The sequence below is a fragment of the Streptomyces sp. NPDC001889 genome, assembly GCF_053594535.1.
The window spans coordinates 361,663-384,658 of record NZ_JBSFER010000002.1; the positions used below are offsets into that span (position 1 = coordinate 361,663).

Annotated in this window: 20 protein-coding genes and 1 pseudogene; 10 read left to right on the forward strand and 11 right to left on the reverse strand. The window is 69.7% G+C overall.

The features are described from left to right. Nucleotides 1-80: 80 nt before the first annotated feature. Nucleotides 81-1,346, forward strand: a complete 1,266-nt coding sequence (locus ACWCRA_RS03340; RefSeq protein WP_351558518.1) for an extracellular solute-binding protein — start codon at nt 81-83, stop codon at nt 1,344-1,346. Nucleotides 1,347-1,427: 81 nt separating this feature from the next. Here ACWCRA_RS03340 and egtD read toward each other — a convergent pair whose 3' ends face one another. From egtD to egtA, 4 genes are read right to left on the reverse strand one after another with little or no spacing between them, the layout of a single operon-like run. Then, nucleotides 1,428-2,393: an L-histidine N(alpha)-methyltransferase gene (gene egtD, locus ACWCRA_RS03345; protein WP_451066752.1), complete on the reverse strand. Its 966-nt coding sequence runs from the start codon at nt 2,391-2,393 to the stop codon at nt 1,428-1,430. Next, nucleotides 2,390-3,145: an ergothioneine biosynthesis protein EgtC gene (gene egtC / locus ACWCRA_RS03350; protein WP_351558484.1), complete on the reverse strand. Its 756-nt coding sequence runs from the start codon at nt 3,143-3,145 to the stop codon at nt 2,390-2,392. The genes egtD and egtC overlap by 4 nt, the downstream gene beginning before the upstream one ends. Then, complete coding sequence (gene egtB / locus ACWCRA_RS03355) at nt 3,145-4,476, reverse strand: ergothioneine biosynthesis protein EgtB (protein WP_351558486.1); 1,332 nt, start codon at nt 4,474-4,476, stop codon at nt 3,145-3,147. The genes egtC and egtB overlap by 1 nt, the downstream gene beginning before the upstream one ends. Next, the gene (gene egtA, locus ACWCRA_RS03360; RefSeq protein ID WP_351558488.1) at nt 4,473-5,771 is read right to left on the reverse strand and encodes an ergothioneine biosynthesis glutamate--cysteine ligase EgtA; all 1,299 of its coding nucleotides are present in this window, start codon (nt 5,769-5,771) and stop codon (nt 4,473-4,475) included. Before egtA ends, egtB begins: the two co-directional genes overlap by 4 nt. A gap of 167 nt (nt 5,772-5,938) precedes the next feature. On the opposite strand from egtA, the gene ACWCRA_RS03365 reads away from it, so the two are divergent. After that, on the forward strand, nt 5,939-6,820 hold the full coding sequence (locus ACWCRA_RS03365; protein ID WP_351558490.1) for a TIGR02452 family protein: 882 nt from the start codon (nt 5,939-5,941) through the stop codon (nt 6,818-6,820). A gap of 199 nt (nt 6,821-7,019) precedes the next feature. Here the strand turns inward: ACWCRA_RS03365 and ACWCRA_RS03370 are convergent, their stop codons facing one another. Both ACWCRA_RS03370 and ACWCRA_RS03375 read right to left on the reverse strand, forming a co-directional pair. Continuing rightward, nucleotides 7,020-7,478 (reverse strand): type II toxin-antitoxin system PemK/MazF family toxin, encoded by a 459-nt coding sequence (locus ACWCRA_RS03370; protein WP_351558492.1) that lies wholly within the window; start codon nt 7,476-7,478, stop codon nt 7,020-7,022. A 36-nt stretch (nt 7,479-7,514) separates the two neighbouring features. Continuing rightward, nucleotides 7,515-8,213, reverse strand: coding sequence for an alpha/beta fold hydrolase (locus ACWCRA_RS03375; RefSeq protein ID WP_451066753.1), 699 nt, complete (start codon nt 8,211-8,213; stop codon nt 7,515-7,517). 131 nt (nt 8,214-8,344) lie between these two features. Between ACWCRA_RS03375 and ACWCRA_RS03380 the strand changes: the two genes are divergently transcribed. Beyond that, entirely contained in the window at nt 8,345-9,367 is a 1,023-nt protein-coding gene (locus ACWCRA_RS03380; RefSeq protein WP_451066754.1) for a LacI family DNA-binding transcriptional regulator, read from the forward strand. Between the two features lie 86 nt (nt 9,368-9,453). Then, the gene (locus tag ACWCRA_RS03385; RefSeq protein ID WP_351558498.1) at nt 9,454-9,720 is read left to right on the forward strand and encodes a hypothetical protein; all 267 of its coding nucleotides are present in this window, start codon (nt 9,454-9,456) and stop codon (nt 9,718-9,720) included. A 20-nt stretch (nt 9,721-9,740) separates the two neighbouring features. Here the strand turns inward: ACWCRA_RS03385 and trxA are convergent, their stop codons facing one another. Beyond that, a complete protein-coding gene (gene trxA, locus ACWCRA_RS03390; protein ID WP_351558500.1) occupies nt 9,741-10,136 on the reverse strand; it encodes a thioredoxin in 396 nt (131 codons plus the stop codon). Nucleotides 10,137-10,272: 136 nt separating this feature from the next. On the opposite strand from trxA, the gene ACWCRA_RS03395 reads away from it, so the two are divergent. After that, nucleotides 10,273-11,706: a dihydrolipoyl dehydrogenase family protein gene (locus ACWCRA_RS03395; protein WP_451066755.1), complete on the forward strand. Its 1,434-nt coding sequence runs from the start codon at nt 10,273-10,275 to the stop codon at nt 11,704-11,706. A 264-nt stretch (nt 11,707-11,970) separates the two neighbouring features. Beyond that, nucleotides 11,971-12,480 carry a hypothetical protein gene (locus ACWCRA_RS03400; protein WP_451066756.1) on the forward strand — a complete coding sequence of 170 codons (510 nt, stop codon included), beginning with the start codon at nt 11,971-11,973 and terminating at the stop codon, nt 12,478-12,480. Nucleotides 12,481-12,944: 464 nt separating this feature from the next. Here the strand turns inward: ACWCRA_RS03400 and ACWCRA_RS03405 are convergent. Next, nucleotides 12,945-13,228, reverse strand: a pseudogene (locus ACWCRA_RS03405) (dihydrofolate reductase family protein); the annotation flags it as partial. 100 nt (nt 13,229-13,328) lie between these two features. Continuing rightward, the gene (locus ACWCRA_RS03410; protein ID WP_451066757.1) at nt 13,329-14,051 is read right to left on the reverse strand and encodes an NUDIX hydrolase; all 723 of its coding nucleotides are present in this window, start codon (nt 14,049-14,051) and stop codon (nt 13,329-13,331) included. 86 nt (nt 14,052-14,137) lie between these two features. Between ACWCRA_RS03410 and ACWCRA_RS03415 the strand changes: the two genes are divergently transcribed. From ACWCRA_RS03415 to ACWCRA_RS03430, 4 genes are all read left to right on the forward strand, one after another. Further along, nucleotides 14,138-15,886 carry a hypothetical protein gene (locus tag ACWCRA_RS03415; protein WP_451066758.1) on the forward strand — a complete coding sequence of 583 codons (1,749 nt, stop codon included), beginning with the start codon at nt 14,138-14,140 and terminating at the stop codon, nt 15,884-15,886. Next, nucleotides 15,883-16,800 carry a 5'-methylthioadenosine/S-adenosylhomocysteine nucleosidase family protein gene (locus tag ACWCRA_RS03420; protein ID WP_451066759.1) on the forward strand — a complete coding sequence of 306 codons (918 nt, stop codon included), beginning with the start codon at nt 15,883-15,885 and terminating at the stop codon, nt 16,798-16,800. Before ACWCRA_RS03415 ends, ACWCRA_RS03420 begins: the two co-directional genes overlap by 4 nt. Before the next feature lie 49 nt (nt 16,801-16,849). Further along, the gene (locus ACWCRA_RS03425; protein WP_344477679.1) at nt 16,850-17,515 is read left to right on the forward strand and encodes a hypothetical protein; all 666 of its coding nucleotides are present in this window, start codon (nt 16,850-16,852) and stop codon (nt 17,513-17,515) included. A gap of 428 nt (nt 17,516-17,943) precedes the next feature. Then, nucleotides 17,944-18,174 carry a hypothetical protein gene (locus ACWCRA_RS03430; protein ID WP_451066760.1) on the forward strand — a complete coding sequence of 77 codons (231 nt, stop codon included), beginning with the start codon at nt 17,944-17,946 and terminating at the stop codon, nt 18,172-18,174. A gap of 249 nt (nt 18,175-18,423) precedes the next feature. Here ACWCRA_RS03430 and ACWCRA_RS03435 read toward each other — a convergent pair whose 3' ends face one another. Together ACWCRA_RS03435 and ACWCRA_RS03440 are read right to left on the reverse strand one after the other, a co-directional pair. Further along, nucleotides 18,424-18,909: a hypothetical protein gene (locus tag ACWCRA_RS03435; RefSeq protein ID WP_351558514.1), complete on the reverse strand. Its 486-nt coding sequence runs from the start codon at nt 18,907-18,909 to the stop codon at nt 18,424-18,426. Next, nucleotides 18,897-22,996: RHS repeat-associated core domain-containing protein (locus ACWCRA_RS03440; protein WP_451066761.1), on the reverse strand; the 4,100-nt coding region annotated here is incomplete at its 5' end. The genes ACWCRA_RS03435 and ACWCRA_RS03440, both read right to left, overlap by 13 nt.

Genomic DNA, 22,996 nt, shown 5'->3' on the forward strand with positions numbered 1-22,996 from the left:
AATCCAGCCACACCCGTGCGAGCCTGGAGCGCGCTTCCCCCCATCGGGTTCACGTTTCCACACCCTCGAAGGTGAACGCTGTGAAAATCCGCCGTCCTCTCCCGTCCTCCCTCGCACTCGCCTGTGCCCTCGCGCTCACCGCCGGATGCGGTCTCCTCCCCGGCGGCGGCTCCGACAGCAGCACGGTGCGGGTGTGGCTGATGGAGAACAGCGTCTCCGACGACTTCCTGCAGCGCTTCACCAAGGAGTACGAGAAGGAGCATCCATCGGTGGAGCTGGAGTTCACCTTCCACTCCTGGACCGGCATCGGGAAGAAGGTCAACGCCGCGCTGGAGGGCGAGAACACCCCGGAGATCATCGAGGTCGGCAACACCCAGGTCGCCCAGTACGCCGAGAGCGACGCGCTCCGCGACCTCACGCTGGAGGCCGTGCGGGACCTCGGCAGCGAGGACTGGCTGGAGGGCCTGGCGGAGCCCGGCAACATCAACGGCTCGCAGTACGGCATACCGTGGTACGCCGCCAACCGCGTCGTCATCTACAACAAGGACATCTTCGCGGACGCGGGGATCGAGGAGTACCCCAAGACCCGCCAGGAGTGGCTGGACCTCTCCGAGCGGCTCAACACCGGCGGCAACCAGGGCATCTATCTCGCGGGGCAGGACTGGTACACCCTCGCCGGCTTCATCTGGGACGAGGGCGGTGCGCTCGCCGTCGAGCGGGCGGGCAACTGGGAGGGCCGGATTCACACCGACCAGGCCCTGCGCGCCATGGAGTACTACAAGGAGCTCCAGGCGCACGGCAAGGGCCCCAGGAACGCGGACGAGCAGAAGCCCCCGCAGGCCGATGTCTTCGCACGCGGCAATGTCGCCCAGATCGTCTCGGCCCCCAGCGCCGCCGCCGCCATCGAGAAGGCCAACCCCGCGCTCAAGGGCAAGCTCGGCTACTTCACCATCCCGGGCAAGACGGCGGACGAGCCCGGCGCGGTCTTCACCGGCGGCTCCGACCTGATCATCCCGGAGAAGGCGGACGAGCGCGGCGCGGCGGTCGAGGTCGTCAAGGCGCTGGCCAGCGAGCGCTGGCAGACCGACCTGGCGAAGTCCATGAACTACGTCCCCAACAAGGGATCGCTCGCCCGGGTCGTCGAGGGGCAGGAGAGCACCTCCGCCATGGCCGCGGGCGCCGCGGCCAAGGGCAGCCAGGCCACCCCCAACTCGCCCAAGTGGGGCGAGGTCGAGCTGGACAACCCGATCAAGACCTTTATGACCACCGTGCTGGAGGGCGGCGACGCCCGGCGCGCCGGGCAGCTCGCGTCCGAGCGGATCACCACCATGCTCTCCCCGGGGTGAACCGCCGGACGCGCCCCGAGGGATGACCGGGGCGGCCCGCGCACACCGCGCGGGGCCGCCCGTTCACCCCGTACCCCGGGATCAGGTGATGACGGTCGCCAGCGAGAGGGCGAACCGGCCCTCCGTATCGGTCCACCACGCGGACAGTTCGAGACCGGCCTCCGCCAGCTCCTTGCGCACCCCCTCCTGACGGAACTTCGCCGACACCTCCGTGCGCATCTCCTCACCCCGCGCGAAGGGCACCGCGAGACCCAGCTCCGGAATCCGCACCGTCAGCGCCGAGCGCGCCCGCAGCCGCATCTCGATCCACTCCCGCTCCCGGTCCCACCGCGCCACATGCTCGAAGTCCGCCGGGTCGACCTCCGCCCCCAGCTCCCGGGCGAGGACCCGCAGCACATTCCGGTTGAACTCCGCCGTCACCCCGGCGTCGTCGTCGTACGCCCGGACCAGGACCTCCTCGCTCTTCACCAGGTCCGTGCCCAGCAGCAGCGCGTCCCCCGGCCCCAGCAGCGTCCGCACCGACCCCAGGAACCGCGCGCGCTCGGCGGGCAGCAGATTGCCGATCGTGCCCCCGAGGAAGACCACCAGCCGGGGCCCCGGGGTGCCGGGCAGCACGAGCCCCCGGGTGAAATCCGCGATCAGGGCATGGATGTGCAGCCCCGGACGCTCCTCCAGCAGCGCCCCGGCCGCGCCCGTCAGAGCGCTCTCGCTCACATCGACCGGTACATAGCTGCGCAGCTGTGGCAGCGCGTCCAGCAGATGCCGGGTCTTCTCGGACGACCCCGAGCCCAGCTCCACCAGGGTGCGCGCCCCGGTCGCGGCGGCGATGGCGGGTGCCCGGGCGATCAGGATCTCCCGTTCGGCCCGGGTCGGGTAGTACTCGGGCAGCCGGGTGATCTCCTCGAACAGCTCGCTGCCCCGGGCGTCGTAGAACCACTTGGGCGGCAGCTCCTTGGGCGTACGGGTCAGCCCGTGCAGCACGTCGTCGCGCAGCGCGGCGCCCGTGGCGTCCTCGGGCAGGGTGCGGGTCAGCTGGAACGGGCTCACTGCGGGGGCTCCTTGAGCGGGGAGAGCAGGACACCGGCGCGCGTGGCGACCAGCAGGGTCCGGTCGGGCACCGCGCGCCAGCGCGGATCGTCGTCGTACGGCTCCGACGCCACCGCGCACCGGCCGTCCGGGCCGGCGAGCGAGTACAGGGAGTCGCCCCAGGCGGTCGCCGCGACCGTCTCCCCGTCGGTGAGCAGGAAGTTCAGCCGGGAGCCCGGGGCGGCCTCCGCGACCTCGTGGACCGTGTCGGCGAGCGCCTGGCCCGGCTCGTCGCCGTCGCGCAGCCGGTGCAGCACCAGCGCCCACAGCAGCGCCGTGTCGCAGCGGGCCTCCAGCGAGAGCAGCTCGGCGGCGGGCAGGGTCAGGGCGAGCGGAGCCAGCGAGCCGGGCCACCCCGGCACCGCGCCGTTGTGGCTGAAGAGCCACGGGCCGGCGGCGAAGGGCGCCGCCGCCGCCTCGCCGTCGGCGCCCGGCACGGTCGCGTCGCGCACCGCGGCCAGCAGCGCCCGGGTGCGGATCACCCGGGTGAGATCGGCGAAGGAGAGATCGCCCCAGACCGGCCCGGCGCGCCGGTAGCGCGCGGGCACCGGATCGCCGTCGGCGTACCAGCCGAGACCGAAGCCGTCGGCGTTGACGGTGCCGTGGTTCTGCCGCCGGGGGGCCCAGGACTGCCGCAGCAGTCCGTGGGCCGGCGCGGTGAGCAGCTCGCCCGGGGCCACCGGGGGCCCGAGATAGGCGATGTGCCGGCACATCAGCCCACCCCCGTCCCCGCGCCGCCCTCTCCGGGGGCCGCGTCCCGCGCCGTGCGGAACCCGGCGAAGATCTGCCGCCGCACCGGAAGGTCCCAGTTGCGGAAGGTCCCCCGGCAGGCCACCGCGTCCACTCCGAAGGAACCACCGCGCAGCACCTTGTGCTCACCGCCGAAGAACACCTCGGAGTACTCGCGGTAGGGGAAGGCGGCGAACCCCGGGTAGGGCAGGAAGTCGCTCGCCGTCCACTCCCACACATCCCCGATCAGCTGCCGCACACCGAGCGGCGACGCCCCCTCCGGATACCCCCCGGCCGGCGCGGGCCGCAGGTGCCGCTGCCCCAGATTGGCGTGTACGGGGGTGGGGTCGCCGTCGCCCCAGGGGAAACGGCGCGAGCGGCCCGACACCGGGTCGTACCGCGCGGCCTTCTCCCACTCGGCCTCGGTGGGCAGCCGCCGCCCCGCCCAGCGGGCGTAGGCATCGGCCTCGTACCAGCTCACATGCAGCACCGGCTCGTCCAGCGGCACCGGCTCGGTCACCCCGAAGCGGCGGCGCAGCCACTGGCCGCCCTCCCGCCGCCAGAACAGGGGCGCCTCGATCCCGTGCCGCTGGATCTGCCCGAAGCCCTCCGCCGCCCACCAGCGCGGATCGCGGTAGCCGCCGTCCGCCATGAACGCGAGATACGCGCCGCAGGTCACCGGCACCGTGTCGAGCCGGAAGGCCGCGACCGTGCGCCGGTGCGCCGGCCGTTCGTTGTCCAGCGCCCAGGGCTCGGCCGATGTGCCCATCGTGAAGGGGCCGCCGGGGACCAGCACATCGGCGGGCAGCCGGGCGCCGTCCGCGCCGGGCGGATCGGGTGCCTCCAGCACGGCGGGGCCACCGCGCAGCTGATGGGTGATGAGCATGGTCTCGTCGTGCTGCTGCTCGTGCTGGGCGATCATCCCGAAGGCGAACGCGGAGTCCACCAGCGGCCCGCCGCCCTCCAGCGGCGAGCGCTCCAGCAGATCCAGGACCCGGCCCCGGACATCGGACGCGTACCCCCGGGCCTCGGCCGGGGCCAGCAGCGGCAGGGACGGCCGGGTCGCCCGCGGATGCTCGAAGGCGTCGTACAGCGAATCGATCTCGGGCCGCAGGGCCGCCCGCCCGCCGACCCTCCGCAGCAGCCACTGCTCCTCCTGGTTGCCGATATGGGCCAGGTCCCAGACCAGCGGGGACATCAGCGGGGAGTGCTGGGCGGTCAGCTCGCCGTCGTCGACACATCCGGTGAGCGCGGCGGTGCGGGCGCGGGCGCGGGCGAGCGCGTCGACCGCCCGCCGTCGGAGGTCCTCGGTCATGTGCCCGGCTCCTTGTCCGGTGTCGCCGGGCCCTGCCCGAGCGAGGGGTGGAGGAGGAGGTCGTCGGCGGGACAGCGGCCCCGCAGCACCTGCCGCTCCGTGAAGGCGGCCACCGCGTCGCACACCTCGGTGGAGGCACCCACCCGGGGCAGCGCCTCCAGCGCGACGGTGAAGCAGCCCGCGGCGGTCGCGCGCAGCTCCGGGTCGCTCAGCCCGGCGCGCGCCGCGCCGAGCCAGAGGGGATTGCGGGGCGCCGGCCGGTTCCCCGCGTACTCCGCGAGCGGTTTGACCATCCGGTAGACGGTCTCCGCCGCCTCCGGGTCCTCGAAGAGGGCCGTGACCACCGCGAGCGGCACGAGCCAGCCGTCGTCCCCCGGCTGCGCGTCGATCATCCGCAGCTCCAGATGGCCGCGCGGGCGCACCGGCGGGAAGAGGGTGGTCAGATGGCGGTCGAGATCCTGCCGGGTCGGCGGGCGCGGCCCGCCGGACCGCAGCCAGGCCCGGAAGGTGAGCGCGTCGGGCCGCTCCCACGGCCCGTCCTCCGTCGCCACGAACATCACCGGCGCGTCCAGCGCGTGCGCGGTCCACGCGTCCCTCGGCTCCCGGTCCAGCGGAGGCGCGATGGGGCGGATGTCGTCCAGCTCGGCCCAGATCGCCTGCCGGGTCGAGCGCCAGCCGGTGGGCCGCCCGGCGAGCGCGGGGGAGTTGGCGAAGGCCGCGGTCAGCACCGCGCCCAGCAGATGCGCGAGCTGCCAGCGCCTGCCGGCGCCGAGCGGCCCCGGCTCCTGCTCCCCGGCGTCCAGACAGACCTGGATCGAGGCGGAGTTGCACATCATGACCCGGCCGGAGGGGCCGGTCCGGTCGAGGTACGCCTCCATGGCGTCGTAGCGGGGCTCCCGGAGGATGCGGCGCGGGGTCCGCCAGGGGTCGAGCCCGAATCCGGCGAGGGCGAGTCCGGCCGGTTCGAGTGCGGCGCGGACGGCGGCCAGATCGGCGGCCACGGATTCGACGCACTCCATCAGGGAGGCCGCGGGGCGGGAGCTGAGCTCCAGTTGCCCTCCCGGCTCGAAGGTGAGAGCCGAGTTCAGCGGGAGGGAACGCGCCCGGTCGTGGGCGGCCGTGAGACGGTCCGCCGAGACGGGGCGCTCGGGGCTGTGCCGTTCATGGATGAGCCATTCGAGCTCCACGCCCACGGTGGTGGGCGGGCCGTTCTTGAAGCAGATACATCGCAGCAGATCCTCTGCTTCCTCTTCGGATATGGACCGGCCGTGGTCGCCGGCATCGGGTGGACGCATCAGCGGCTCCTCTTTCGAAGGCCTGCGAAGGCACTCTGCCAACCTAAAGCCAGGTCTGACGCTCCGCACAAGGGTGCGGTGGCGCCCGGCGGCCCGGCCTGGGCGCCCCGCCCGGGCCGCCGTAAAACGGATTGCCCCGTCCGCCGCAGGTCACGGACTATTCGGTCATGAGCACACGACTCCGGGAGCTGGCCCGCCAGACGGAAGAGATTGTTGAAACCGGTCATTATGTCGCCCCCAATGGGCGCACCGTGGCCCTGTCGGCCCGGATCGCCGCCGCCCGGGCGGGGACCCGGCTGTACGGCCCCGACCCCCTGCACGTCACCCCGGACACCGGCCGTGCGACCGCCTTCGAGGTCACCCCCGAGGACAGCGCCGAGGCCGCCCGGCGGCTCACGGCCGGGGCACCCGACCCGGTGGCGGTGCTCAACTTCGCGTCGGCGCGCAACCCCGGGGGCGGCTACCTCAACGGCGCCCAGGCCCAGGAGGAGGCGCTCTGCCGCGCCTCCGCCCTCCACACGACCCTGCTGTGCGCGCCCCGGTACTACGCGCACCACCGCGCCGACCGCAGCCCGTTCTACTCGGACCGGGTCATCCACTCGCCCGCCGTCCCCGTCTTCCGCGACCGCGCGGGCGCGCTGCTGGACACCCCGTACAGCGCCGGGTTCCTCACCTCGCCCGCGCCGAACGCGGGGGTGATCGTCCGCCGCGCCCCGGAGGAGGCGGACCGGATTCCGGGGGTGCTGGCCACCCGCGCCGAACGGGTGCTGGAGACGGCGGTGGACCGCGGATACCGCCGGCTCGTGCTCGGCGCGTGGGGCTGCGGGGTCTTCCGCAACGACCCGGCGGCGGTCGCGGGCGCCTTCCACACGCTGCTCACCGGGGACGGCCGGTTCGCGGGCCACTTCGACCGGGTGGTCTTCGCGGTCCTCGACCGCACGGCGGGCACGACCACGCGGGGGGCCTTCGCGAGCGCCTTCCGCTCCGAGCGCGCGCCTTCGGAGGGAGTGGGTCAGGGGCCTGGGGCCTCACGTGCCGGGGGCTTGTGACGCGAAGGGTTTCGTGCCTCGTGCCTCGTGCCTCCGGGGGGCGTGCGTCTCCGGAGCGCTCGCGGCCCCGGAGCCACGCGCGCCTCCGTACCGCCGCCCGCCCCGCTCGGCGCCAGCCGCACCGCCGGCCGTGCCGCCCGCCCCGCTCGGCGCCGTCCGTGCGGCCGGCCGTACCGCCTCAGCCGCACCACTCGCCCCTTCAGCGCCAGCCGTACCGCTCCCGCAGCCGCTCCACCACCGCGTCGAAGCGCCCCCGGTCCAGCGCACACGCCTCCCGGCGCATCCCCTTCTCGTGCACCCGCAGCACCCGGTCGAGGTCCACCCAGGACTCGCGCTGCTCGCGGTCCCACGCCCCCACACCGATCGGCACCCACTCCCGGTCCCGGTCGTGGCGCTTGCTGGAGAGCTGGACGGCCAGCAGGGTGCCCTTCTCCTCCCGGGCCACGATCAGCACCGGACGGTCCTTGCCCCGCCCGTCGTTCTCCTCGAACGGCACCCACGTCCAGACGATCTCGCCCGGATCGGGGTCGCCGTCCCGGTCCGGGGCGTACGAGGTGGCCACCGGGCCCACGGCGCCGGGAGCGGCCTCGGTGGTGGCGGCGGCACCGCCGCGGCCCGGGGAGTCGAAGGCGCCCGAGGCGCCGGAGGAGATCGTCACCGTCCCACCGTAATGCCCCGGGCGCCGGGGCCGCTGTCAGATCCACCCCTCCAGGCCGGCCATGAATCCGTCGAAGTCGTCCCGCTGGACGGTGTGTCCGGCGCCCGTGACGGTACGGACCTCGAAACCGCGCTCCCGCAGCAGCGCGGCGGCCTCGGGGGAGACCAGTTCGCTCGGGTCGGCGAGCTGCACCAGGGACGGGACCACCGGCGCGGCCGGCATCAGATCGACGCCCACCACGCCCATCAGCCCCTGGGCCGTCGACTCGTCCCACACCCCGATGGTCTCCACCTCGATGTCGATGTCCTCCTCGTCCCAGCGCGGACTGCCCTGCCGTATCCGCTCCCGCGTCAGCGCCTTCGCCGCCGCGAACAGTTCGGGGCGGAACCCGTGCTCACCGTCCGGCAGATACCAGACCGGGTCCACGTACACCGCGCGCCGCGGTGCCAGCTCCGCCACCGCCCGGGAGAGCGCCAGCGCGCCCAGCGAGTGCCCGATCGCCAGTTCCGCACCGGAGGGCAGCGACTCCACCAGGTCCCGCGCGTGGTCCTCCAGGGTGTAGGAGTCGGCACGGCCGCTCGCGCCGTGCCCCCGCAGATCGACCGCGATCACCCGGTAATCCCGCGCCGCGAGGGCGGGACCGACCCGCCGCCAGGTGCGGTGGTCGGCCATGATGCCGTGGACCAGGAGCGCGACACGATCGCCCTCTCTCCATGTGGTGGTGTGAAGCCGCACGTCGACGCCCCTCCAGTACGGTGCCCTGTGGTGACCAGCATGCGCGGTTGAAGATCGAAGCAACAGGGGCAGCCGAATCCGGCCAACCACCCGACGGCGCAGGGGACCGTTCTGGAAAGATTCCCAGGGCGATGAGCCAGACACCCAAGCAATCCGCCGAACGCTCCGTTCCCACCAGCGCCGATGTCGCCCGGTTAGCAGGGGTCTCCCGGGCCACGGTCTCGTACGTGCTCAACAACACGTCGTCCGTGCGCATCAGCGAGCCCACCCGCCGACGGGTCCGGGAGGCCGCAGAAGAGCTGGGCTATGTCCCCCATGCGGCGGCCCGCAGCCTGCGGGCCGGACACACGCGCATGGTGCTGCTGCCCGCCGCGAGTTTCGCGGTCGGCCCGCTGTTCCACCGGTTCTTCCAAGAACTCCAGTGGGCGCTGAGACGGCTCGACTACACCGTGGTGCAGTACGGCAGCCTCGGCCTGGGCGGCGACGAGGCCGCCCGCGCCTGGGCCGAGCTGAGACCCGTCGCGGTCGTCTCCCTCGGCGAGGTCGGTCTCACCCCGCACGGTGTCGACGTGCTCAAGCGCTCGGGCGCCAAGGCCGTGATCACCCTCGCCCCCCGGCGCGTCGAGGGCGCGCACTCGCTCGTGATGGATCAGACCGGGGTGGGAAGCTGCGCGGTCACCCATCTGATCCAGCGGGGACGGCGGGCGATCGGGGTCGTCATGCCCCGGGAGCCGGGCCTGGAACACTTCTCCGAGCCCCGGTTCGAGGGCGCGCGCCGGGCCGCCGCCGGGAGCGGCGCCCATGTGGAGCCGCTGGAGCTGTCGTACGACGAGGAGTCGGCGAGCACCCTCGCGGCGGGCTGGCGCGGACTGGGGCTCGACGCCGTCTACGCCTACAACGACGATTACGCGACGCTTCTGATGCGGGCCCTCCAGGACGAGGGCATCGACATACCGGGGGAGACCGCGGTGATCGGCGCCGACGACCTGCTCCTGGGCAGGCTGCTGCGGCCCCGGTTGAGCACGGTGCACATCGACATGGTGACCGGACGGCTGCTGGCCGAACTCGTGGACCGGGTGGTGCGAGATCCGGAGGACCGGCCGGAGCTGCACGACCTGATGGGGGCGCGGGCCGTGCACCGTGAGTCGAGCTGACGGCCCCCGGCCCCCGGGCCGCGGGGCCGGCCCGGAGCGCCCCGGCCCGGATGCGGACCGGGCGACCAGTGCCTAGCGTCGCGCGTATGACGACAGACCCGCAGCACTACGAGGTGCTGATCGTGCCCGAGCACGCCGAGGGCCTCGACGCGGCGCATCTGTACCGGGCCGCGATCCGGTCGGCCGTCGTGGCCGCCACCGGCGAGACCGGGGCATCGGGATACCCCCGGTACGCCGGTGAGGGCGTGGTGGCCGATATCGACCCCACCACCCGAACGGTCGAGGCGCTTCTCGTCGACGGCGCCGAGCTGGACTACGGTCTCTCCGCCCGGGTCGCCGACGAGAGGCGCTGAACCCGGCGTACCCGCCCGGCTCAGCCCTCCTTGGGGCTCTCGCCCTGCGCGGCGGCTGCCTCGGCCGCCTTGATCGAATCGCGTACCTCGTCCATGTCCAGCGCACGGGCCTGGCCGATCACATCCTCCAGCGCGGCCTCCGGCAGCGCTCCGGGCTGCGCGAACACCGCCACGTTCTCGCGGACGATCATCAGCGTCGGGATGGACTGTATTTCGAACGCGGCGGCCAGCTCCTGCTGCGCCTCCGTGTCGACCTTCGCGAAGACCAGATCCGGGTGCCGCTCGGCGGCCCCCTCGTAGACCGGGGCGAACTGCCGGCACGGGCCGCACCATGACGCCCAGAAATCGATCAGAACGAAGTCGTTATCGGAAACGACCTGATCGAAGTTCTCCTTGGTGAGCTCAACAGTGCTCATGACGTGGTACCTCTCCCATATGTCCGGTGTGTGTCCGGTGTCCGGTGGACTCGCCCCCGACAACCGTGTCCGGGGCGGTGCTATTCCTGCCCCTGCCCATGTGGCCAGGAGACACACCCGGTACCAGACTGTCCCTATGACCGATGCTGTGGAGTACGACGTCGTGGTGCTGGGCGCGGGCCCCACCGGCGAGAACGTGGCCGACCGGTGCCGGGCCGCGGGCCTGAGCACGGCGGTCGTCGAGAGCGAACTGGTCGGCGGCGAGTGCTCCTACTGGGCCTGTATGCCCAGCAAGGCCCTGCTGCGCCCGGTGATCGCGAGGGCCGACGCCCGCAAGGTCCCCGGCCTGCGGCAATCCGCCGAAGCACCTCTCGACGCGGCGGCCGTGCTCGCTCACCGTGACGCCTTCACCTCGCACTGGAAGGACGACGGCCAGGTCTCCTGGCTGGACACCACCGGAGCCAGGCTCTACCGGGGGCGGGGCAGGCTGGACGGCCCCCGGAAGGTCGTCGTGGACGGCCCCGAGGGCGAGCCCCGGGTACTGACCGCCCGCCACGCCGTCGCCGTCTGCACCGGCAGCCGCGCCGTCCTGCCCGACCTCCCGGGCCTGGCCGGCGCCAAACCCTGGACCAGCCGGGAGGCCACCAGCGCCCACGCCGTCCCCGGACGGCTCGCGGTCGTCGGCGGGGGAGTGGTCGGCGTCGAGATGGCCACCGCCTGGCAGGCCCTCGGCTCCCGCGTCACCCTCCTGGTGCGGAGCGAGGGGCTGCTCCCCCGGATGGAGCCCTTCGTCGGCGAACATGTCGCCGACGCGCTGACCGAGGCCGGCGCCGACATCCGCCCCCGCACCTCCGTGACCTCCGTGGAACGCCCCGACCCGCGCGGCCCGGTCACCCTCGTCCTGGACAGCGGCGAGCGCGTCGAGGCGGATGAGGTCCTCTTCGCCACCGGCCGCGCCCCGCGCACCGAGGGAATCGGCCTGGAGACGGTGGGCCTGGAGCCGGGCTCCTGGCTGCCGGTCGACGACAGCTGCCGGGTCGACGGCAGCACCTGGCTGTACGGCGTGGGCGACGTCAACCACCGCGCCCTCCTCACCCACCAGGGCAAGTACCAGGCCCGCATCGCCGCCGCCGCCATCGCCGCCCGGGCCCAGCAGGTCCCCCTCCTGGAAACCGACCGCTGGGGCGCCCACGCGGCAACCGCCGACCACGCCGCCGTCCCCCAGGTCGTCTTCACCGACCCCGAGGCCGCCGCCGTCGGCCTCTCCCTCGCCGAAGCCGAATCGGCCGGCCACCGCGTCCGCGCCGTCGACTTCGACCTCGCCTCCGTTGCGGGCGCCTCCCTCTACGCCGACGGCTACCGTGGCCACGCCCGCATGATCGTCGACCTCGACCGCGAAATCCTCCTCGGCGTCACCCTGGTGGGCCCGGGCGTCGGCGAACTGCTCCACTCGGCCACGGTGGCGGTGGTGGGCGAGGTACCGATCGAGCGACTGTGGCACGCGGTGCCCGCGTATCCGACGATCAGTGAGGTGTGGTTGAGGTTGCTGGAGACCTATAGGCAGGGGTAGTCGCTCTCAGTCTTCCGCCGCCGAGGCGACGCGGTGATCCCTTGGCGGCCCGGGGAACGAAGGACTGTGCGGGGGCGGCTCTCGCTGTGGCACTCTGCGGACATGCAAAGGTGCCGTGCAGTCCGGGGTGTTCATCCGCTGCGCCGTGCCGTGGTTCTTGACGAGGAGCGAGGGCTACTGCACGCACTGGTCAGTGCCTTCTCCGTATGGCGGAAGGCTGGGCATGGCGGCCCGCGCCCCTGAGTTCCGTGAGATGGGGTAACCGTGTACTCGACCGTCTTCCGTAGCGGCATCGGACGGCTGCGCTTCGAACGGGGACCCGATGAACTGAGGGTCTGGAGCGTGGAACAGGTGCCGGAGAGCGCGCTGTACGGTGGCCTCGTCGAGGTCAACCTTCTGCTCGAAGGCACCGATGACATCGACGCGGCCGATCTTGTCCTGGTCGGAGAGGTACTCGGCGGACTCGACCACTACCTGGAGACGGGGCTCCGCTTCGTGCGGGAGGCGTTGGAGGCAGACCCGGAATTCTTCGGTCTCACCGAAGCGGAATCGGAGTCCTACCGCAGCGTGCCGGACGCGGATTTTCCTCTGGATGCTCCACAACTCAACTTCTACGCCGATGAGTGGCACCTGCGTTTCGCCGAGGGGCGTTTGCCCGTCTGCGACCCCTACGGTCTCGTGATCGCATTCAGCGGACAGCGGCCTCTGAGGGTGGAGGACGTGAGTGGCGCCGCTGCCGTCGACACCGATGGCTCGGGGCGACACGTTTCCTGAACCACCGGATCAGGAACTCCGTCGGATCTCGACCCGGCACTGGAGTGCAGCGGTCGTTGTCGCCGGAATCGCCGCGGCCCACCGGGCCGGCGCCCTGACCCCAGCCGGTACCGACACCCGGTGTCGTCCACGGCCGCAGGACCGCTCCCGGTGGCCGGCCCCGGCGAAGGCCGCCAGGGTTCCTGTGACTCGTCATTGACGGATGTCCAGTGGGCGGTGATCGAGCCGCTGCTGCCGATGCGGGGGCTCCGTCGCGCCGGTCGGCCGTCGCGGTTCCCGCGTCGGCCGGTCGTGGGCACCGTGTCGCCCGCCCGGGGTCCGGCCCATGCCTGTGGCGTGGCGGCTAGGGTGTGTCCTTTACGGCGGTTGCTGGAGGCGTATCGGCAGGGGTGCCGCCGCTAAAGCCATACTGGGCTGGAAGGGCGGTGTGGTCGGGGAGATCCGGGTGGCCGTCAGTGACTTCTCAGTCCCGCTGCGGCCGCCTCGGCGGCGAGAGTCGCGCCGCCGATCGTGAGGTCGCCTTCCCTCGGCTCGGCTCGCAACCGCTCGATCTCCTCATGCCGGACCGCCGGAGGCCAGTCGGGTATGACCCGTACCGTTGACAGTGGTGGAGAACACCACCTTCGGGAGCGGCTCTCCAGAGAGCGGCCCACTTGAGCACCGAGTCGTCGAGCGACAGATCGTCGTCCGCGATCTCTCAGCACAGCATTGCCTCGTACGGCCGTCGTTCAAACGGGTGGACGCCGACCGTGCTACTGCCGCTGGTGAGCAGACTCTCCGGTTCCATGGATGGGTTTCACGAAGCCGTTGTGTTGAGCCGCGACGTGTTGGTCGCCGCCCGAGGCGGGCTACGTGGTGTGTCCTGTGCCGCGCAGCAGCGGTGGGCCGAGCAGCCATGCGTTTCCCCGGCGGTAGAGGGCGGCTGGGCGGCCGGTGGGGGGTAGTCGTTGTTCCCCCGTGGGCCGCACGAACCCTGAGGTGTTGAGTACTTTGCGGCGAAAGTTGCTCGGGTCCAATTGCTGCCCCCAGATCACTTCGTAGACCGTGCGCAGCTCACTCAGGGTGAAAGGGTCCCGGCAGAAGGCCGTGGCGACTGCGGTGTATTCGAGCTTGCGGCGGACTACCTCCAGGGCGTCCGTGAGGATGGCCGGGTGGTCAAACGCCAGCTGCGCCGCACCACTGCCTAGTTGTGACACGGGAGCCCAATAGGCTCGCCTGGCATCGGTGCCGCCCACGGGGGCGGGAAGATTCGGCCCCAGTGCGAGATAGGCGATCGTGACCACCCTTCCCCTGGGGTCACGTAGAGGATCCCCATACGCACCGAGCTGCTCTAGATGCAGCTGGCGGCCATCGATTCCCGCCTCTTCCTTGAGCTCACGCAGAGCCCCTTCGTGCAAAGTCTCGCGCTTCTGGACGTAGCCGCCGGGCAGCGCGGGCTGGCCAAGGAAGGGTTCCAGCCCACGCTCGATCAGGAGCACCATCAACTGATCGCCCCTCACGGTGAAGATCGCCAGGTCCACGGTCACCCACGATGCCTCCACCTCGGTTGAGTCTTTCAGCCAGTCCTCCACTGGAACCCCCTTAAGGTCGCATTGACTTAAACGCCTTCGGTGCTTATGGTCTCATGGACCTTAACTCTGCGAGGCAGGGGTAGAGCGTGACCACCTCCCATGCGCCACCGGCCAGGGACGCAGCCAGTGAGCCGACCGCTGCCACCCGTCACTTATGCGCTGGCGTGTACGTGGACGAACGATTTCGAGACCTCGTGATCGACGAGGTGTGCACCGCGCCGTATCGACGGGTCGCCCCGTCCTATGGATTCGACATCGTTCCCGTCATGCACCACGCGTGGCGGGCCGCTACGCTGAACGCGTTTCTTCGCATGGCGGTGACGGGAGCGGTGGTTGCTCCTGCTCTCGCGGGTGCCCTGCCCGCCGCCATCCTCGTCGCTTGTGGCCTCGCCCTTCTGTGGTTGCTCCGCCTCGCCATGCTGCTCCGGGATGTTGACCGGGAGTCGAGGCCCAGACGGAAGTCCAAACGCCGCGGTCTGGGGTCGGTGCGAGGCCAGTGGCATCCCTTGAGGTTGCTGTCTCCGCGGAAGTACCCGGAGAAGGCAGATGCGCTCAGACGTATCGGATTCGCCGCTCTGTCTCTGACAGTGGGTGGCCTGGCGATCGCACTGGCTCATCCGGACCAAGCCACGGCGGCCCTCCGCATAGCCGTGGGAATCACCCTCTTCTGCCTCGGCGTGGGAGCTTCACGTCAGCTGATGCTCAACCGCATCCTGCGCGCGCCAACCCTTCGGCCTGCGCGTTTGTCCGGTCGGCAACGAACTGCGGACGTACAGCAGCAACATCTCTGCGCCGTTTACCGCCGCCCCCGTCACAGTGAGGACGAAGGCGAGGACGAGGACGACCTCACCACGTTCACGCTCTTCGGGGATGAGTCACCCTTCATCGGGGCCGGCGAAATCGTCTACCAGTGGAACCCACCGATGAGCATCCAGTTGCTGCGCCCCGGCGACGATGCGCCACTCCATGAGCGCGAGCACCCCGTGCCGCCCTTCCAGGCACATGAGTTGGTCGATTACCTGCGCGAGGCAGTTCGACTGCTGGACGCTGACAGCGGGAACGTCCGGCTTCCCGCGCACGTCCGCGACCGCGTCTACGTGGCCGAGACCGATGTGGCGGTGGACCGTTCACTTCTTCCGCAGGAGTTCGACGAGGCAGACCTGAACACGATCATCAACACGCCTGGATCCAAACAGCACCACTTCCTCGAGGTGATAACTCCTGTCGAGGGATCGGAGTTCGTCGCGACCGTCCTGTTGCATGTCAGCCTGCAGGGACGCACCTTGAGTATCTCCACAGCAGCATGCGTCCTTGCCCATACGCCTAGATCTTTCCAGCGCACGGCGGAATTTGGCCATCATGGAGTTGCAGCCGTCATCTGGGCGGCATTTCGTGAACTGGCCACATTGCCCTCGGAGATCCAGTGCTCATGGCGGCTCTTCCTTTACTTGTATGCCTTGAGTAAGGCGGCCGTTCTCCCCCGCGACCTCACTTCCACGCCGATCCGCAATGTCCTGATCGGCAGTCGGGTGAGTATAAGGGAGAGATCGGCTCAGGCGTGGTCCAAGATCCAGCTGGAGAAGAGCGACATCCTGGGTCGGATGAAGACGATTGAGCAGCGTTTGCTTCGGGCGGCCGGCGACTTCCTGGCAGCTAAGGATGTGGACATATCGGATTTCAATGACCGCGCGCTCAAGATTATCAATAGTGGAATCTTCAATTTTGGTGACAACAATAGCTTCAGTAACAACGCGGTGGGCAACGCCGCTCAGGTCGGAGTCTCCGTAAACCAGCCCACAGGCCTGGACACTCCCAGCGCTGGAGGAAGTAAGTGATTAACAATCGAGGCATCGCCAGTCAGGGTGACAACAATAACTTCAGCAGCAATGCCGTCGGAGAGAATGCCCATGTTTCCGTGGCCGCCCCTTCCTGTGACAGTACCCGCCCTGTCGAAGCCGAAGCAGCCGGTGAACAGGCCACTGTTTGGGACGTCGGAGTGGTTACGATCCTCAGCGAGGAATTGCGTTCAGTGGTAGATGAGTTGAAACTGGAACGCCGGAAGGAGCCAGGCGGGCTGTACTTCTACCAGGGCACACACGCCACTCCGGAAGGGACCGTTCGTATCGTGGCCACCCAGAGCCAGAGCCAAGGGCAACGGTCGGCGATGGCTGCTCTGGAGAACCTGCGCCGACACTACGAACCGAGACTGTGGGCACTCGTCGGAGTAGGCGGCGGCCTCCATGCCGAGCACGCTCGCATCGGCAACATCATTGTCTCTACCGACATTGTTTACTACGAGAATCGCAAGATCAATCCACGTGGGGACGTCCGCCGTCGAGGAGAGCATCGGCAGGCGCCGGCACCGGTCGTCCATGCGGTAAACGCCTTCTTCACCGATCATGGGACCCCGGCACGTATCAACGGTCAGCTCACCACACATACTTCGGAGGAGTTCGAGGTCTACCCGGGAGTAATCGGGTCCGGCGAAGCCGTCATCGCCGACCGTGAGAGCGAAATCCGCAGCTACCTAACGAACTACCACGAGAAGGTTCTGGCGGTGGACATGGAAGCCGGAGGGCTGAGCCAGTACTGGCAGGAGAACTCTATTCACGGGGGAATCAACCCCGGCTGGATCGTCATCCGGGGTGTGTCCGACAACGCCGACGAGGGAAAGGGGCATGTATATCACGAGCTTGCGGCTCGGAATGCCGCATATATCCTGCGGAAGCTTCTTCCCTATCTCTGTTGATGCCGTAGTCAAATGATCGAGATCGCCCAGACGCAGGGAGACGGCTCGTATGACTGCTTTTCTGTTCGGGATACTCAGTTCTCTGGTGGCAAGCGCGATCGTGCTTGTGCTCGGCCTCCTGCGCGGCTCACACCCAGTGGGGTGGCTGGTCAGCGCCAGCTCACGGCTCACCGGCACAGGAATCGGCCGAGTCTACCGTCATCAGTCGTCCGCCGAGCAGGACATCGCACGCGACCTTGGCAGGGCTCGCTGGATCAAGGTCCTGGCGGGACGTGGAAACGTACTCACCCGTGACGTTTTCTCGCCTTTATGGTCGGGTGAGTTGTCCCTGGATTCTGTCCAGGTTCTACTGCCTGACCCTCGCAACCAAGGTGACTCATGGCTTGACCGCCGCTCGCGCGACATACAGTTGTTTGATGCCGGGTTCACCCCCGACCTGCTCAGGAACCAGGTCCGGATGAACATGGACTACCTCGCGCATGTGGCCCGTACGCAAAGTAATTTCGAGCTTCGCAACTTTAACCTGCCGAGCACGTGCCGCGTGATCGCAACGGACCGGGCCGCCTACCTCACCTTCTACAGCAGATCTGCTCACGGTAGGAACTCCCCGTGCCTGTACGTCCGGGCACCCGGACTTCTGTACTCCATCGCCCTGCAGCAGTTTGACTCAGCATGGACGGCCAGCCCACCCTCTCACCCGGCGCCCCAGTCCTAACGTCCCCCGTAAGCTCTCACTGCCGTTGCCTCAAGCACGGCTCAAGCTCTACGTTGCCCATGCCAGGGCGATCGGAGCCAGCCGGTCAGAGCAGTTCCACGTTTCCACGTTTCCACGTTTCTTCGGTACCGAGGGGCCGCTCTCGGGGCGACGACTTGCCGACACCTCCGATGGAAGTGGCTAAGGTGTGTCCTTTACGGCGGTTGCTGGAGAAGTTTCGAGGTTAGGAACCGCCGTTGAAGCCATACTGCAAATGCCCGTGAAGTGCGGCAGAGGCAGTCACGGGTGGGCGATCCGGCCACCCTGTTCACCGTCATACGGACCGCTTGAGATACGACACGGGCAACCCGGACTGCCGGAACCACTGGCAACGGCGTGAACGTCCTTGCTTTACCTGCCAAGAGCCGGCCAGGGGAAGGCGGGGCGGCGTGACACGGCCGCAGAAGATCGTGCTGATCGTGGTCGGGGTGGCCTGCATCGCGGACACGCCGATGGTCTGGTTGCTGAATGGCCCGGGGACCGGGGAGCTGGTCGGGGTGTCGTTGCAGGTCGGCACCGGGGTCGCAGCGCTGGTGTGGGCGTGGTTGCAACTCTGGCAGGGAGACTCGGCCGTGGATACCGGCAAGGCGGAGGCACCTGGTGGAGTTCCACCGGGATGACCACCCTGAACCTCAACAGGCTCTGGATGAGCTGCGCATCTTGATGTCCTCGTCCAGGGCGAGAAGCAACTCTACCTTCCGGACCCGACCGTTCACCGGGCCTGACCGCCTTGACCGCACGGTTGATGCGGGCGTCCGGCCGGCGCGGCGCGTTTCCGAATCCCGTCGATGCCTTTTGGGGCCTGGGCGACCGAGCCGCCCAGGCCCCGCCTCGCATTGGCCGCCGGGCGGCCCCGGTCGCTGTCCGGCTCAGCCGCTGGGAGACCGGTCCTCCAGGGCGGTGATAACTCTGACCGGGAGGTCCGTATCCTCCTGGATGACGCCGACGATCAGAGTGCGGCCGTCCAGTCCCCACTTCCGGAAGGTGATGAACTCGTCTGTTTCATCCGCCGTCCCCTCCGCCTCGACCAGCCCGTCGGCGAGCGACGACGAGAGGATCTCGGGGAGAAAAGCGGACAGTGCTTCCTCGCCCTCCTCGTAGACCGTCTCCAGATCCTCGAAATAGCCCGTCGCGTCGTCCGCGTCCCGCATCCAGACGGTGAATTCGACGCGGACGCCACCGTCGTACGGGTGGACCCAGCCGCCGATGCCATCCTTGTTCCACGAGGTCTCGAAGCCATTCTTCGGACGCCCTTCTGGCATCCAACCCTGGGCCCCGAACTGCGCCGACACTCCTTCGCCTGTCAGCGGGACGATGCCCCGGATGCTCTCCAGCAACTCGACTACTGCAGCCATGCGCTCATTCCACTCATGCCAGTGCCCGGTACGTGATAAGCCTTGAGAGTGCCGTTGGCGACAGCCTCGGGGAAGGCTCTGGCCAGGACCTCGTTCACATGCGCGGCACCCCATTCATTGGACACCATGTAACGCACTCCCCTGCCCTCCAATCCCTCGTTCAATGCCAACAGCTTTTCGGCCTGATCTGTGATCTTCGATTCGCTGTAGAATTTATGATCAGGATTATAAGGGGACTTCTCCCATTCGGACTGCTTGTCGCCTCCGGTCCACTTCGCCTCCGCTATCCAGCCGTCCCTTGGCCCGCCGTCGAGATGCACCTCACGCCCGTCAGGCAGAATCCACTGCTGCTCGTAGTCCTGATTGGTGACGGTCCGCTGGTAGCGGAACGAAGGACGGGCGAGCATCCTCTCCGTCAGCCAGCCGAGACCCTTGAACTGAGGATAGGGCGAGAGCCCCAGCGGATCGCAGATCGTATACGGATTGTGCACGTAGGCGACAGGATTGGGTGCGGGTGCCAGTCCCAGTGGGTCCGGCGCGGCATAGCGGCCGGACTCCGGGTCGTAGTGCCGGAAAACGTTGTAGTGGAGCCCGGTTTCCGGGTCGAAGTACTGGCCGGGAAAGCGGAGTGGTGTGTACGCCGTGGCGTCGCGGTTCCAGGTGGTCGTGCCCCACAGCGTGGTGCGGGTGCGCCAGGCCACTTCGCCCGTCTCGTCGACGAGTTCGGTGGGGGTCCCCATCAGATCGGTGGCTATGGCGAAGAAGCGCTGATCGATCTCCGTCCTGGAGGAATCGGCGGCAAGGACGCGTTCGGTCTGTGCGAGGGGGCGCAAACCCTGGTGATCCCAGGTGGTTGCGACCGGATGAGGCAATTCCGTCGAGGTGGTGAGCTGTTCGCAGAGCACCGCCCCGTCCCAGGTGAACCGGGTCTCCTCGCAGACCGTCTCCCCGTCGTCCGCGAGCCGCTGCTTGGCGGAGCGGCGACCCAGCGGGTCGTAGAGATAGCGCCACCGCGTGCCGTCGGGGGTTGTGACCGCAGTGAGGCGGTCCTCGGCGTCCCACTCGTACCGCCAGGTGCCGGGCCTGCGGGAGAGCCGGGTCCGCTGGCGCAGGACAATGCGCCCGCCCTCGTCGTGCTCGTAGCGGACTTCTCCAGCACGGGTGATGGAGGTGCCGGTGTACGAGCGGGCCCCGGTCGCCTCATGGCCCGGGTGGGAGGAGGGCCAGGAAGCCGAACTCTGGTTCCCGGCCGCGTCGTAGGCGTATCGCTCTGTCCAGCCGGCGGCGTGGACGGCGGTCACCCGTCCCACAGGGTCCAGCTCGAATGAGCGGTCGCCGGAGAGCTGATCCGTGATGCCGGTGAGGTGTCCGTCCGCGCGGTAGTCATAGCCGCGGCGATTGAGCGTCCGGTCGCCGGCGGTGAGTCGCTGGTCGGCGAGCCGCCCGGCCTCGTCCCAGGTGGAGGTGAGTGTGAGCGTGTCGCCGAAGACGCGTTCGAGCTCCCGCCCGGCGGCGTCCCAGGTGAAGGCGATACGCCGGCCGGCGCTGGTCAGGTGAGCCGGCCGGCTGGCGGCGTCGTAGCCGTAGACGGTGGTCTGCCCGGTGGGAGTGGTCCGGTGGGTCCGGCGGCCGAGCGCATCGTACGCATAGGTGACGGCATGGCCGTCTGACAGCTCCGCGGTGACGCGGCCCCGCCGGTCGTACCGGTACAGCAGCTCGCCGCTCGGCCCGGTTGCCTGGAGCAGACGCCCGGCTCGGTCGTACGCGTAGCTGGTCACCGCACCCGCCGCGTTCTGGCGGATCACCCGGCCCAGTTCGTCGTGCTCATAGGCGACGACCTCGCCGAGGGGAGTCGTCCTGGCGGTCAACCGGCCGGCCGGGTCGAGGGCATAGCGGAGTGTGCGGCCGTCGAAGTCGGACTCGGAGACCAGCCGCCCCGCCGGATCGTAGAAGTACGACCAGGTCAGGCCATGCGGGTCGCTGACTCTCGTCAGGCGCAGGTCGGCGTCGTGCTCGAACGCGTAGCGCGTTCCGTCAGGGCCGGTGCGCGCGGCGAGCAGGTCGAAGTGGGTGTACTCGAAGCGGGACTCGGCACCCGTCGCGTCGACATGGGAGACACAATTGCCCTCGCCGTCGTGGGACCAGGTCTCCGACGAGCCGTCGGGGCCGGTACGGCGTTCCAGCTCGCCGTCGGCACTCCATTCGAGCCGGGTCACCGCGCCGAGGGGGTCCGTAATCCGTACCGGGCGACCGAAGTCATCACGCACAAAACGGGTGGAACCGCCCAGCGGGTCGACCACCTCCACCGGCCGGCCCGCCGGGTCGCAGCGGATTGTGGTCACCCCGCCCAGCGCGTCGGTGACCGAGGTGAGACGGCCGCCGGCGTCGTAGGCGTACCGCGTGGCGTGGCCGGCCGGATCGACGACTGCCGTCCGGTTGCCGCGCTCGTCGAACTCCTGCCGCCAGCAGGCCCCGTCCGGCCCTGTGAACCCTGTGGACAGCCCGAGCGAGCCGCGGACTGTGCTCAGCTCGGCTCCGTCCGGTCGGATGACAGCCTTGAGACGCCCCTCCTCGTCATAGGTGAAGGCGGTGATGCGGCCAAGTGCGTCGGTGTGGGTGAGCTGGTTGCCTCGGGCGTCGTAGGTGAAGCGGGTGGTGTGGCCGAGTGGGTCGGTGGTGGCGAGGACGCGGCAGCCGGGACCGATGAGGTGGCGGGTCGTGCGGCCGTCCGCGGTGGTGAGGGTGGTGACCCTGTTTCCGGAGGCGGGGTCGGGGATGCTGTAAGCGAGGGTGAGCTGGATGTGTCCGGCTTCGCCGCCCTCGGCGACGCACCGGTCCTGTTCGTCGTAGGCATAGCCATAGCGGCGGCTGTTGGAGTCGATCCAGGCCGTCACCCGGCGGCGGTGGTCGTACTCCAGAGTCAGGGCGGCGCCGGATGGCTTGGCCACCGAGGTGAGGTTTCCGTCGGTGTAGCCGTACGCAAGTAGCGGGTGGACCGGTCCTGCGGTATCGGCGCCGCTGAGGGCGAGGCCCGTCACTCGATGGTCGGCCGCAGTCAGCAGCAGGCGATGGCCAGCGGAGTGGACGATGGCCGTGGGGGTTCCGTCGTCGGTGCGGTCGATGCTGATGGTGTTGTCGTTGCGGTCGGTGATCTGGACGAGCCAGGCGTCGCCGTCACCGCCCGGCTCGACTCCATGCGGGGCCGTGAAGTGGCGTATTTGTCCGCTGTCCGGGTCGGTGATCGTGTAGTCGCCGTCTTCCCGGCGGCACAGCACGTTGCGCGTCGCCCCGCTCCTGGGAAGGGCGGGCAGCCCGGGGACGGGGTGGGGGTAGGTCAGGAGCAGCCCGTCGGGAGTGATGTGGATGACGCCTTGGGCGTCGATTTCCAGGCGTTCGTCGATGGTGGAGGCCCAGGAGGGGCCGAAGAACCGGCCGGCGGTGTAGCCGGATTCGGCGCGGCGGGTGAAGGTGAGGGGGAGGGTGCCGGGCAGGGTCACATCGGTCTGGGGGAGGAACATCCGGCCGGTGGCGAGGTCGACGGGGTCGGTGGCGGTGACAGTGCGCCGGTTGTCCGGGCGGCTGTTGGTGCCCTCCGGCAATTCGTTGACGGCGTTGCGTGCCCGGTTGAGGTCGGTGGCGAGGTCGGCGGCCTCTTTCGCGGTGCGGATGCCTTTGACGCCGGCTCCGGCGCCGCCGGTGGCGGCGGTGAGGAGGAGGTCGGGGACGAGCCGGCCGAGGCCCTCGGCGGGGTCCTTCATGAAGCCGGTGATCATCTGTTTGCCGGCGCCCACCGGGTCGTTGGCGACCTGGACGAGGCCGGCGGCGGTGTTGTTGAGGGCGAGGGCGTACTCGGCGGGGTGGGTGAGGTTGTACGGGTCGAGGGGGTTGAGGCCGCGGACGAAGGTGACCAGCCCGGCGGTGCCCTTGACGATTCCCGCGCCGAAGTGGGTTTTGAGGATGTCGTACTCGGCGATCCCGTCCGCGGCCTGTTTGGCGTAGGAGGGTGTGGGCGGGGCGGCGTCGCGTGCGGCGGTCACGGCGGCGCGGGCCGTGTCGGCGGCGGTGTTGCGCTGTTTGCGTGCCTCGG

Excerpts from the sequence above, each read along its gene's own strand:
- egtC (WP_351558484.1), bottom strand. The coding sequence starts at position 3,145 with ATGTGCCGGCACATCGCCTATCTCGGGCCCCCGGTGGCCCCGGGCGAG.
- egtB (WP_351558486.1), bottom strand. The coding sequence starts at position 4,476 with ATGACCGAGGACCTCCGACGGCGGGCGGTCGACGCGCTCGCCCGCGCC.
- egtA (WP_351558488.1), bottom strand. The coding sequence starts at position 5,771 with ATGCGTCCACCCGATGCCGGCGACCACGGCCGGTCCATATCCGAAGAG.
- ACWCRA_RS03365 (WP_351558490.1), top strand. The coding sequence starts at position 5,939 with ATGAGCACACGACTCCGGGAGCTGGCCCGCCAGACGGAAGAGATTGTT.
- ACWCRA_RS03380 (WP_451066754.1), top strand. The coding sequence starts at position 8,345 with ATGAGCCAGACACCCAAGCAATCCGCCGAACGCTCCGTTCCCACCAGC.
- ACWCRA_RS03385 (WP_351558498.1), top strand. The coding sequence starts at position 9,454 with ATGACGACAGACCCGCAGCACTACGAGGTGCTGATCGTGCCCGAGCAC.
- trxA (WP_351558500.1), bottom strand. The coding sequence starts at position 10,136 with ATGAGCACTGTTGAGCTCACCAAGGAGAACTTCGATCAGGTCGTTTCC.
- ACWCRA_RS03395 (WP_451066755.1), top strand. The coding sequence starts at position 10,273 with ATGACCGATGCTGTGGAGTACGACGTCGTGGTGCTGGGCGCGGGCCCC.
- ACWCRA_RS03425 (WP_344477679.1), top strand. The coding sequence starts at position 16,850 with ATGACTGCTTTTCTGTTCGGGATACTCAGTTCTCTGGTGGCAAGCGCG.
- ACWCRA_RS03435 (WP_351558514.1), bottom strand. The coding sequence starts at position 18,909 with ATGGCTGCAGTAGTCGAGTTGCTGGAGAGCATCCGGGGCATCGTCCCG.